Source organism: Tritonibacter aquimaris (assembly GCF_009617595.1).
Lineage (GTDB): Bacteria > Pseudomonadota > Alphaproteobacteria > Rhodobacterales > Rhodobacteraceae > Epibacterium > Epibacterium aquimaris.
Genome location: NZ_WIXK01000013.1, coordinates 29,162 through 41,254 on the forward strand (window position 1 = coordinate 29,162; position 12,093 = coordinate 41,254).

The 12,093-nt window shown below is 56.4% G+C and carries 7 protein-coding genes and 1 riboswitch; of the genes, 5 read left to right on the forward strand and 2 right to left on the reverse strand.

The genetic code is table 11. The annotated features are described in order from the left end of the window. Positions 1 to 181 precede the first annotated feature (181 nt). Positions 182 to 303, forward strand: a riboswitch (TPP riboswitch). Between the two features lie 124 nt (positions 304 to 427). Further along, entirely contained in the window at positions 428 to 2,233 is a 1,806-nt protein-coding gene (thiC, locus tag GG681_RS16675; RefSeq protein WP_153549176.1) for a phosphomethylpyrimidine synthase ThiC, read from the forward strand. A 204-nt stretch (positions 2,234 to 2,437) separates the two neighbouring features. Further along, positions 2,438 to 2,995, forward strand: coding sequence for a P-loop NTPase family protein (locus GG681_RS16680; RefSeq protein WP_235900044.1), 558 nt, complete (start codon positions 2,438 to 2,440; stop codon positions 2,993 to 2,995). Positions 2,996 to 3,097: 102 nt separating this feature from the next. Here GG681_RS16680 and GG681_RS16685 read toward each other — a convergent pair whose 3' ends face one another. Both GG681_RS16685 and GG681_RS16690 read right to left on the reverse strand, forming a co-directional pair. Then, the gene (locus GG681_RS16685; protein ID WP_153549177.1) at positions 3,098 to 6,838 is read right to left on the reverse strand and encodes an efflux RND transporter permease subunit; all 3,741 of its coding nucleotides are present in this window, start codon (positions 6,836 to 6,838) and stop codon (positions 3,098 to 3,100) included. 2 nt (positions 6,839 to 6,840) lie between these two features. Further along, positions 6,841 to 8,079 (reverse strand): efflux RND transporter periplasmic adaptor subunit, encoded by a 1,239-nt coding sequence (locus GG681_RS16690; protein ID WP_153549178.1) that lies wholly within the window; start codon positions 8,077 to 8,079, stop codon positions 6,841 to 6,843. A gap of 311 nt (positions 8,080 to 8,390) precedes the next feature. Between GG681_RS16690 and GG681_RS16695 the strand changes: the two genes are divergently transcribed. From GG681_RS16695 to der, 3 genes are read left to right on the forward strand one after another with little or no spacing between them, the layout of a single operon-like run. Continuing rightward, a complete protein-coding gene (locus GG681_RS16695; RefSeq protein ID WP_153549179.1) occupies positions 8,391 to 9,062 on the forward strand; it encodes a hypothetical protein in 672 nt (223 codons plus the stop codon). A 57-nt stretch (positions 9,063 to 9,119) separates the two neighbouring features. Continuing rightward, positions 9,120 to 10,442, forward strand: a complete 1,323-nt coding sequence (locus GG681_RS16700; protein ID WP_153549180.1) for a PQQ-like beta-propeller repeat protein — start codon at positions 9,120 to 9,122, stop codon at positions 10,440 to 10,442. Between the two features lie 49 nt (positions 10,443 to 10,491). After that, complete coding sequence (gene der / locus GG681_RS16705) at positions 10,492 to 11,964, forward strand: ribosome biogenesis GTPase Der (protein ID WP_153549181.1); 1,473 nt, start codon at positions 10,492 to 10,494, stop codon at positions 11,962 to 11,964. The last annotated feature ends 129 nt before the right edge of the window (positions 11,965 to 12,093 follow it).

Genomic DNA, 12,093 nt, shown 5'->3' on the forward strand with positions numbered 1-12,093 from the left:
GCGCCTTCCGATCTGGGAGGCGCTTTGATGTTGTGATGCTGGTTTTTTGATACTTTTACATATCTCCTTAATCACTTGTTAATAAATGAATTTTTTCGATTTGAGCTGTGTCTTCACCCCATGCGACAAACAAAAATCTATAAAATCACTGTTGACCGCAGCTTTTACATGTTGCTACCCAATCCGCACGCAGGGGAGTCCCGCCCAAGGGACTGAGAGGCAGAAATGTGCGTAGCACAGGTGACGCGACCCTTTGAACCTGACCCAGTTGATACTGGCGTAGGAAGCTAAAAGGGATCGCCACCAGCTGTGTGCTGGCAGCATGTCTTTATGTGTCACATCGGGCCTGTCCATGTGCATGTTTCCCACCCGAATCCACTGGTGTCCTTATCACGCCGCAATGCGGTGATTGCTATAGGAGCACCAAATGAACGTCCCCAATCCAAAGATCACAACAGGTGCCTTACCCGCATCGCGCAAAATCTATGTGCCGGGCGAAATTCACCCGGATATCCGCGTGCCGATGCGCGAAATCTCGGTGCATCCCACCTCGGGAGAGCCGCCGCTGCCGGTTTATGACAGCTCGGGCCCCTACACAGATCCCGATGTTTTGACCGATATTCGCGAGGGGCTGAAACCTATGCGCGCCGAATGGATCCGTGCGCGCGGCGATGTCGAAGAATATCAGGGCCGTGATGTCAAACCCGAAGACAACGGCTTTGCCGAAGGTGAGCGCTTGGTCGCGGAATTTCCCAATGTGATCAATCCGTTGCGCGGCAAGGATGATGCAGCGCCGACCCAGTTGGCCTATGCGCGTGCAGGCATTGTGACCCCTGAGATGGAGTATGTGGCAATCCGCGAAAACCAAATGCGCGAGCTGTCACCCTGTCACCGCGATGGCCACGATTGGGGGGCAAACATCCCTGATTACGTGACACCGGAATTTGTGCGGTCTGAAATTGCAGCGGGTCGCGCGATTATTCCGGCCAATATCAACCACCCTGAATCCGAGCCGATGATTATTGGGCGCAATTTCCTCGTGAAGATCAACGCCAATATGGGAACCTCGGCGGTCACATCATCGATGGAAGAAGAAGTCGACAAACTGGTGTGGTCGATCCGCTGGGGCGCGGATACGGTGATGGATCTCTCGACGGGGCGCAACATTCACAACACACGCGAGTGGATCGTGCGCAACTCTCCGGTGCCAATTGGTACTGTGCCGCTCTATCAGGCGCTGGAAAAGGTGAACGGAATTGCCGAAGACCTGACCTGGGAAGTGTTCCGGGATACGCTGATTGAACAGGCAGAGCAGGGGGTGGATTATTTCACCATCCACGCGGGCGTGCGTCTGCATATGGTGCCGATGACGATTGAACGTGTCACCGGTATCGTGTCGCGCGGCGGCTCGATCATTGCGCAATGGTGCCTGCACCATCACCGCGAAAGCTTCCTCTATGAGCATTTCGACGAGATCTGTGACATCTGCCGCCGCTATGATGTGGCGTTCTCGCTGGGCGATGGCCTGCGTCCGGGCTCGATTGCCGATGCCAATGATGAGGCACAGTTTGCCGAGCTTGAAACCCTGGGTGAGCTGACCAAGATCGCCTGGGCCAAAGACTGCCAGGTGATGATCGAAGGTCCGGGCCATGTGGCCATGCATAAGATCAAGGAAAACATGGATAAGCAGCTGGAATGCTGTCATGAGGCCCCGTTTTACACGCTTGGCCCGCTTACCACGGATATTGCGCCGGGTTATGACCATATCACATCCGGTATTGGTGCGGCGATGATCGGCTGGTTTGGTTGCGCCATGCTGTGTTACGTGACGCCAAAGGAACATCTGGGCCTGCCGGATCGCGATGACGTCAAAACCGGGGTGATCACCTATAAGATCGCGGCCCATGCTGCGGATCTTGCCAAAGGTCTGCCCGGGGCGCAGCGCCGTGATGATGCACTGTCGCGGGCGCGGTTTGAATTCCGCTGGGAGGACCAGTTTAACCTGTCGCTGGATCCTGACACCGCACGTGAATTCCACGATCAGACCCTGCCAAAAGAAGCGCATAAGGTTGCGCATTTCTGTTCCATGTGCGGGCCAAAATTCTGCTCCATGCGCATCAGCCACGACATTCGGGCCGAAGCACAAAAAGAGGGGATGGAGGCCATGGCCGCCAAGTTCCGCATTGGCGGGGAGCTTTATGTGCCTGCCAAAAAGGATGACACCAAAGCATAAATGATCCTGGATGGGCGGCAGTGCCGCCCATTTTTTCATGCTGTCTTTGCTCGAGGGTGAAACAGGAAAACCGCTCCGATAAAACAGGACCGACCTCTGGGCACATCACGCAACTTGCGCAAATCTCAGGTAGTGAACGCTGGAACCACAGATCACAGAGGCAGCGCGACTGTCGCCATGTAGTCTGGTGGGATATCGCTGCCAATGCGTGAGAAACGTGATGGTTCGAGTATAGGGAATGACATGAAGCGGATCGTTGTCACCGGTGCAAATGGAGCCGGGAAGAGCCACTTTGCAGCGAAGCTCGCATCTGTTCGGCCCGATGTTCCGGTTATTTCTTACGATGCCCTGAAACTAAAAACGCGGTGGGAGCAAAAAAAGAGCGCTCAAATCGAAGCCGCTCTTGCGTCTGCGATCACGCAGCCGACTTGGATCCTTGAGGGAGGCCCAAGTCTTATACCTCAGGTGGCGGGGAAATATGATGCGCTTATATGGCTCGATCCGCCCGAGTATGTAAGGGCCTGGCGATTGGCGCAGAGACCCTGGAAACACCTAAGCCAAACAAGACCAGAGCTTCCAGGTGGCAACGTTGATTGGCCGATACAACAATATAGGTTTGCTTTTCGAAGCCTGAGAAAGGGCGCAAGTTTTCGCAGCGCGATCTCAGTTTTTTTCGAGCAATCCGACAGCGTGCAGAAGTGGCGATGTCGAACCGATCATGAACGCGACCTGTTTCTTGACCAATGGGAAAGCTCTTTTTGAGCGGCTCGAAACTAACTGGGTTTGGGGGCAGGCACCGTAGCGCAAGTGTGTTCTTCTAAAGCTTGCAAAGAAAACCCCGCCAGTGTGGCGGGGTTTTGTCTTTTATTCAGCGGCCTTTAGGGCGCGTTTGCCTTTGGGGCTTCCTTCCCAGAAAATCTCCGTGTCGGTGATTTGGTCGGCGTCGCGCTCTAGTTTGCGATCCTGTGCGGCAACATCTTTGCTGCCGCCACTCAGGTTGCCAATCACCCGCGCCAGAACCGCCGCATAGGTGGTGACCCAGACCCGGATTGCCAGCAGCGACGGGGTGACAAGAAGCGTCAGGAAGGTGGCAATGCCCAGGCCAAAGACCACCGCAGTTGCCAGCTGTTTCCACCACAGCGCGGTTGGGCTGTCGATGGTGTAGCCGCCGTTGATGAAATCGAGGCTCACCCCAAACATCATCGGCGCAAGGCCCGCCATTGTGGTGATTGTGGTCAGTAGCACCGGACGGATCCGCGCCTGAGCGGTGCGGATGATCGCTTCAATGCGCGGCATGCTCTGACAGTATTCCTGATAGGTGTCGATCAGAACGATATTGTTGTTCACCACAATCCCTGCCAGCGCCACAATACCGGTGCCGGTCATAATGATGGAGAAAGGCTGTGCCATCACCATCATACCAATCAGCACCCCGGTGGTCGACAGAACCACAGCCAGCAATACGAGGATAGAGTTGTAGAAACTGTTGAACTGGGCCAGCAGGATTACAAACATCAAAGCCAGGGCACCCGCAAAGGCTTTGGACAGGAACGCGCCGGATTCTGCCTGCTCTTCCTGATCGCCAGTCCATTCCCAGCTGAGCGATGCATCAAACGGGTTGGTTTCCAGCCATTTGGTCAGCTCAACGATACGTTCATTGGCGTTGATTGGCACCATGCGACCGTCACCATCAAGCGCGTCAATCACCTCGGACACGTCTGCGGCCCCGCTCAGGGTGAACAGGTTAAAGCGTTCGCCATTGTTGGTGCTGTGTTGCGCTGGCAAGCTTTCGTCAGCGACCACTTCGATCAGGGCCAGCTCGACCTCATCGTCATCAAGGCCTGTTACCACCTTGCTCAGCCCCGGTTTGAAATCGGCCTTAACGTCATAAAAGCGTTGCTGGTCGATCCGGTCGATCTGCGCAAGCTTTGGCACCGGGCGTCGGGTGATGAAGTTTGACAGCGGCACCGGTCCATTGGCGGTTGGCACTTTTAAGGAATCAAGCGTCGACAGAACCCGATCCTGTTCCGGCAGTCGGGTGCGGATTTCGATCTCATCATCGGCACCATCCACACGCATTTCCCCCAGCAGGATGCCGCGGGTGACAAGCTGCACCATCGCCCCCACAGTGGCCACATCGGCACCATAACGGCCAGCCATGGCCACATCCACGTCGATCACCCAGTCGATGCCGGGCAGCGGCAGGCTGTCTTCAATTTGGATAAGGGCAGGGGTCTCTTCAAACTTGGCCCGTGCGAGCATAGCTGCTTCGCGCAAAGGCCCCCAATCATCCCCTTTGATGCGCAGATGTACAGGTTTGCCAGCCGCCGGACCGTCGACCAATGGGCGCAGTTCCACATCAAAGCCAGCGATATCAGCCACCATACGATTGAGCTCTGCCATCACATAGTCGCCATCAAACTCGGTGGCTGTGACTTCGCGGTTGAACAGGCCCCACAGGATTTTTTCCTTCTGCTTGGGGCGCTCATCCCACGGGATGATTTCGAATTGTACCTGACCCACCGTATCGGGAGGGGTAGATGCACCAGAGCTGTCGGTGTTCAGCCCGCCTTGGCCCGCGAAGGAGAACACGTTGATCACTGCCGGATGGGACGCAATGATTTCTTCGGTGATTTTCACCATTTCGTCTTTTTCGGCCAAGGACAGGTTGCCGCGTCCCAGAACATAACCAGTTGCCTGTTCTGGTTCGGTTTTCACAAAGAAATCAACGCCGTGGTTGTTTTCCTGAAACAAGCCAAACACGGTGGAAATACCAAGGCCAACCACAAGAAGTGTCACCACAGGCATGACCGGATTGCCCGCGATCAGTTTGATAAAATGGCCAAACAGGTTGAGCTTGAACCCGGCTTGTGGGTTTTCCTCGGCTGATTGGCGTTCCACAGAAGACAGCGCAACTGATGCGCCAAAAGCCGACAGCATAAACAGCAATCCACCCGCGATCAGTGCCGCTGCGGTGCTGGCTCCTTCGGGCATGATATAGGTCGGGTTCAGCATCTGCATCGCACCGGTAAACATTCCGAGAAGCGTCAGCACCACCAACGCGGCCCGCACAACCCACGGCAGGCGCGTGCGCAATGCATCCGCCATAATACCAAAGCTGCGGCTCATCCGGCCCGAAACGCCGCCCATAACAGGCAGATAGATCAACGCCACCACAAGCGACGCGGACAGAACAAAGATCAATGTCACCGGCAGCATGCCCATGAATTCACCGGGCACACCGGGCCAGAACAGCATTGGTAGGAATGCACAAAGCGTGGTTGCCGTTGACGACACGATTGGCCAGAACATGCGCTGCGCGGCCTCTACATAGGCGTGCATCGGGCCAACGCCCTCTTTGATGCGTTTGTCCGCGTATTCCACCACAACAATGGCGCCATCCACCAACATGCCCACTGCCAGGATCAGACCAAACATGACGATGTTTGAAATCGAAATCCCCATCATCGCCAGGAAGGCAAAACACAGCAGGAAAGATGTTGGAATGGCAAAGCCCACCAGCAAAGCTGCGCGGCTGCCAAGCGCCGACAATACCACAATCATCACCAGCGCAATCGCGGTCAGAACCGAGCCTTCCAGTTGGCTGACCATGGCGCTGACTTTGTTGCTTTGGTCGTTTGAGGTACCCACTTTCACCGCCGCCTGAAGCTCTTCGGGCCATTTGGCCTGCGCTTTGGCCACGGCTGCTTTGACCTCGTTGACGGTGTCGATCAGGTTGTAGCCTTTGCGTTTGACCACCTGCAGAGCCACGGTTTTTTCACCATCAAAACGGGCGGTGCCAGTGCGGTCTTCAAAGGTAAAGTTGATCTCTGCCAGCTCACCCAATGTGATGACCCGGTCGCCATTGGTTTTGATCGGCAGCTCATAGATGTCTTGCACATTCTCAAAGGTGGAGGGGATCTTGACCGCAAACGCGCCCTGAGCACTGTCCACTTCACCGGCTGCAATCAGCTGGTTGTTGTTTTGAACCACCTCGATAAGTTCAAGTGCGGTGACATTATAGGCCTCAAGACGCAGCGGGTCGATCAACACCTCAACCATCTCGTCGCGCTTGCCTGCAATCCCTGCTTCCAGCACCGCATCCAGTGCTTCGAGATCGTCTTGCAGGTTATTGGCCAGACGGGTCATGGTGCGTTCGGGCACCGCGCCTGAAAGGTTCACAATAACAATGGGAAACTCAGAGAAGTTGATTTCCGTCAGGTGATATTTTTCCGCACCTTCCGGAAACTCTGCTTCTGCGGTGTCCATCGCATCGCGGATATCGGCCAAAGTGGCGCTTTTGTCCCAACCAAATTCGAACAAAAGCCCAACACCGGCATAGCCTTCGGCCGCGGTCGCCTCCATTTCGTCGAGCCCGTCCAGATCGGCTAGCTCGGTCTCCATGACCTTGACCAGCAGCGTTTCTGCGTCTTCGGCAGAAATGCCGGGAAATTCCACCGAAATGAATACAGCGGGAATTTCAATGTCCGGCTCACCCTCTTTGGGGAGGGCCGAATAAGCAAAGCCACCAACCAGCAGCGAAATGATAATAAAGGCAATGACCATTCGGGCGCGGTCAGCTGCCCAGCGTACGATCCCCGTCATGTTCAGAAAGCCTCTTTAAAGGTGGTGTGGACCGCGACCCCTTTGGTCACGAACTCTTGTCCCACAATGATAACGCTCACTGTTTCGGGAAGCCCTGAGAGCCAGACACCTTCTGTGGTGTCGCCGATCAGGGTAACGGGCATGAAATCAACACGTTCATCTTGCCCCACAAGGCGCACACCCAACTGTCCGATATTGTTGAGCGTCAGCGATGATTGCGGCAGCAGATGTGCCTTGGTGCCGGGGGCCTCGATGGAAATGTCTGCGGTTTGCCCATCCCGAATGCTCAGATCTGCGTTGGGGACAGTGATTTCCACCTCAAAGGTGCGGGTTTCCGAGTCGGCGGAGCGGCTGACAAATGTCACCCGCCCCTCGACCTCGGCGCCAGAGGCCAGCTTGGCTCTGGCAATGGCGCCGGTGGTTACGCGGTCAACTTCGGCCTCTGGCACAAAACCAACCAGTTTGATTTCATCAAGCTGGATGACTGTGGCGCAAAGACTGCCGGGCTGTAGCAAGCTGCCCAGTTCAGCACTGTCGCTTTCCAACAGCCCATCAAAAGGCGCAAGAATGGTCACGTGCTCCAGCTCTTTTTCGGCTGCGCTCACACCGGCGGCGGCGGCTTCGATCCCTGCGGCTGTGGCGGAGAGGCCCGATTCTGCGCTGGCAATGGATGCAAGCGCGGTGCGTTCAGCAGCCTCAGCGGCGGCCAGACGTGTTTCAGAGGCGTAGCCATCTTTGGACAGTTTTTCCGCCGCAGTCAGATTGATTTGAGCTTCACGCAAAAGTGCATGGGCCTCTTGCAAGCGGGCCTCGGCTTCGGGGTGGCGGGCTTTTGCTTCGATAAGCCGCGCCTTGGCTTCTGACAATTCAGCCGGGCGAGTGCCCGTATCCAGTTTGCACAGCGCTTCCCCTTCGTGGACATGTTTGCCCTTGCGCAACGGTGCGGAAATCACACGCGCCGTGGTTTCTGCGCGTACCTCAACCTGACGCTTTGCAGCAGTGCGTCCCCGCAAAACAACCGCGCTGTTGATATTGCGTGCGGTGCTACGCAACGCAACGACGCGTACGCGATCTTCGTCTTTATCTGCGGCCTCGGGCGCAGCTTCAGACGTCTTTGTGGCTGTCCCGGCGTCCCCAGTGTCCGTGCCGCTGGCAAAGGCCAAAAGAGCCTCTCTCTCAATCACAAGCGCGTAAAGAAAAACGCTTACAGCTCCGGCTGTCAGGATAGGTATGATACGCATTTTGGTCGGGCCCTGAAAATAGTTACTGACGGCACAAGTGGTGCGGCACCTCCAAATTCGAACACATGTTCCCATGTCTCAAAGTGGAATCGCCACAGACTGTATAAGTACTGTTGCATCTAAACTAAGTGGTTCAGATCACATTTGAAGCCAATTGATATATTTTATTTGAACCGTAACCACATCTTTGGGCTGTTTTGTCGTAGCGATCACGATGACAGCACCACTTGGCAGGAGTGACGCATCAGGGTAAGAGGAGCAAAAGCCAATACAATCTCCGGCCTCGCCGGGTGACGACCAGGGAGCGCCGCATGAGCGATACCGATAGTTTCATCGACGAAGTCACCGAAGAGGTGCGCCGCGACCGCCTGTTTCTGATGCTGCGCCGTTATGGCTGGATTGGTGCGGTTGTGGTTGTTGCCATTGTTGGCGGCACCGCGCTGCGCGAGATCAACCGTTCCAAGGTGGAAACCGCATCGCAGGCGCTGGGGGATTCCATGATCGCAGCGGTTGATGCCGAAAACGCGGATGCCCGCGCTGCAGCGCTCGCCGCGGTTGAGACCGAGACGCTCGATCGTCAGATGGTGCTGGATATGGCGCGCGCGGGTGCCTTGGTGGATGCAGGCAACACGGATGAAGCGGTTGTGCTGTTGCAATCCATTGGTTCCAATGGCGATCTGCCGGAAATCTACCGCCACATTGCAAGTTTCAAATCCCTGATCTTGCAGAGCGAGAGCCTTGGTATTGAAGAGCGCCGCCTGCAGTTTGACGCGCTGGCCGCACCGAACGCGCCGCTGCGCCATCTGGCACAAGAGCAACTTGCGCTTCTGGATATTGAAGCTGGTGATACATCTGCCGCGATTGCACGTCTGCAGGCTCTGGTTGCAGATGCAACCAGCCGCCATGAGATGCGCGATCGCGCCAACCAATTGATTGTGGCGCTTGGCGGCGAGGTTGCACCGCAACCTGCGCATGGCGGTTGATTACAGCCGCGTTTTCATGACACAACATCGCTGAAGTTTGAGTGCAAAGGGCAAAGAATGACAAAAGCCGTTTCTGTTTTCCGTATGAGCCGGATTTTGTGCACCTCCGCTCTTGCCCTTGCGGTTGTTGCCTGTACCGAAAAAGAACCGGTGCTGCAGGGGGTTCGTGAACCAATCCGTCCTGAATTGGCTGGTAAGGTCGAAAACCAATCCCGCGCGATTTCGCTGGCAAAACAAACCGTCAACAAAGACTGGGCGCAGCCCCATGGCACCGCGGCCTATCGGGTTGCAAACGCAGCCTTGTCAGTCGCACCCAATCTGATCTGGTCGACCAACATCGGCTCGGGTGATGAACGCCGACAGCGCATCACCGCGCAGCCTGCGGTTGGGGCAGGGCGTATCTATACGCTCGACAGTGCCGGGCAGGTGTCTGCGGTTTCTCCAGATGGCAGTATTCTGTGGCAGAGCGATATTATCCCAGCCACCGATTCCGAAGGCCAGGCCACCGGTGGCGGCATCGCCTACCATAAGGGCGCGGTTTATATCTCCTCTGGCTTTGGCGTGCTGACAGCGCTGGATGCAGCCTCAGGGGATCTGATCTGGCGTCAGGAGCTGGATGCGCCGGGTTCGGGCCAGCCTTTGGTGCGCGATGGTCTTGTATATGTTGTGGCAGGTGATGACACCGGCTGGGCTGTGAAAACCAAAGACGGCCGCATCGCCTGGCAGATTGAAGCGACCCCAAGTGCCGCAAACGTTCTGGGTGCACCTGCGCCTGCGCTTACCAAAGATCTTGCGGTCTTTGCATTTGGTTCTGGTGACCTTGCCGCGACGTTCCGCAAAGGCGGCTTTCGCCGTTGGAACGCGTCCATCGCCGGTGAGCGCACAGGCCGCACGGTTTCAACCATCAATGACGTAACCGGCGCGCCGGTTGTGGTGGGGCAGCGCATCTATGTGGGCAACCACGGTGGTCGTACCGCTGCCTTTGAAGCAGACAGTGGTCTGCGCCTCTGGACCGCACGTGAAGGCGCGCTGGGTCCGGTTTGGCCCGCTGGGGACAGCCTGTTCCAGGTCAGTGACACCAACCGCCTGCTGCGTCTTGATGCTGACACGGGTGAGGTGATCTGGTCGCAACCGCTGCCGGGGTTTGTCAAAGACAAGCCACGTAAACGTTCCGAGATCGTTGCGCATTACGGCCCGATTCTGGCAGGTGGCCAGATCATCGTTGCATCTAACGATGGGCTTTTGCGCTTCTTTGATCCCACCGATGGCATCCTTAACCGCAGCGTTGAAGTGCCCGGTGGTGCCACCACTCCGCCGGTTGTTGCAGGCAAAACGCTCTACGTCGTGTCGACAAAAGGCGAACTACTCGCTTTCCGTTGACGCAAAGATGCGCTATGGGGCGCATCTCAATTCGCTGAAAGTGTGAGACATGTCCTTTACCTTGGCCATTGTGGGCCGTCCCAATGTGGGCAAATCAACCCTGTTCAACCGTTTGGTTGGGAAAAAACTGGCGCTGGTTGATGACCAGCCCGGGGTGACGCGTGACTTGCGCGAAGGTGAGGCCAGGCTTGGCGATCTGCGTTTTACGGTGATTGATACCGCGGGTCTCGAAGATGCCACCGACAACAGTCTCGAAGGGCGGATGCGCCGTCTGACGGAACGTGCGGTGGATATGGCGGATATCTGCCTGTTTATGGTGGATGCGCGCACCGGGATTACCCCAACCGACGAAATGTTTGCCGAGATTTTGCGCCGCAAATCCGCGCATGTGATTCTTGCTGCCAATAAGGCCGAAGGCAACGCAGCCGAAGGTGGTGTGCTTGAAGCGTATGGTCTTGGCCTGGGTGAGCCGCTGCGCCTGTCTGGCGAACATGGCGAAGGCATGCCGGATCTTTATTCGGTGCTGATGCCACTGGCCGAGAAATTTGAAGCCGAAGCCGAGGACACGTCGCCCGTGGTTGATGTCGACATCTATGAAGATGACGACTGGGATGAAGAGGGCGAGTATGAAGTGCCCATGCCCACCGCGGATAAACCTTTGCAGGTGGCGGTCATCGGTCGACCCAATGCGGGTAAATCTACCCTGATCAACAAGATCTTGGGCGAAGACCGTTTGCTCACCGGGCCCGAGGCAGGCATCACCCGCGATGCGATTTCGCTACGTACCGAGTGGAATGAAGTGCCGATGCGCATCTTTGACACTGCCGGTATGCGCAAAAAAGCCAAAGTGCAGGAAAAGCTTGAAAAGCTTTCGGTCTCTGATGGCCTGCGCGCGGTGAAATTTGCCGAAGTTGTGGTGGTGCTGCTGGATGCCGCTATTCCGTTTGAACAGCAGGATCTGCGCATTGCCGATCTGGCCGAACGTGAAGGTCGCGCGGTTGTGGTTGCCGTCAATAAATGGGACGTGGAAGACAACCGTCAAGAAAAGCTCAAAGAGCTGAAAGAAAGCTTTGCCCGCCTGTTGCCGCAGTTGCGGGGCGCGCCGCTGATTACGGTATCTGCTAAAACCGGGCGTGGGTTGGATCGCTTGAACGATGCGATTATTCGCGCCTATCAGGTCTGGAACCGCCGCATTGCCACAGCCGCGTTGAACCGCTGGCTGACTGGTATGCTGGAGCAGCACCCGCCGCCCGCGCCGCAGGGCAAGCGGATCAAAATGCGCTATATGACCCAGGTGAAAACCCGTCCGCCGGGCTTTGTGGTGATGTGTTCGCACCCCGATAAGGTGCCTGCAGCCTATTCACGCTACCTTGTCAATGGTTTGCGCCAGGATTTTGATATGCCAGGCACGCCGATCCGGCTGACCCTGCGCGGACAGGGCGATAAAAACCCGTATAAGAACCGCAAAAAAGCACCACCGTCCAAGCTGCGTAAACACCTCGAAGGGCGGCGTGATCGCTAAGGGGTAGAGTACTGCAATAATTTAGGGGCGTTCCTGCGGGGGCGCCCCTTTTAGTGCGATCTGCTGGGTTTTCAATGTTTTGAGCACAAGATTAAAATCTTGTCAGCAGGGTGCTGCGTGATCAACAAT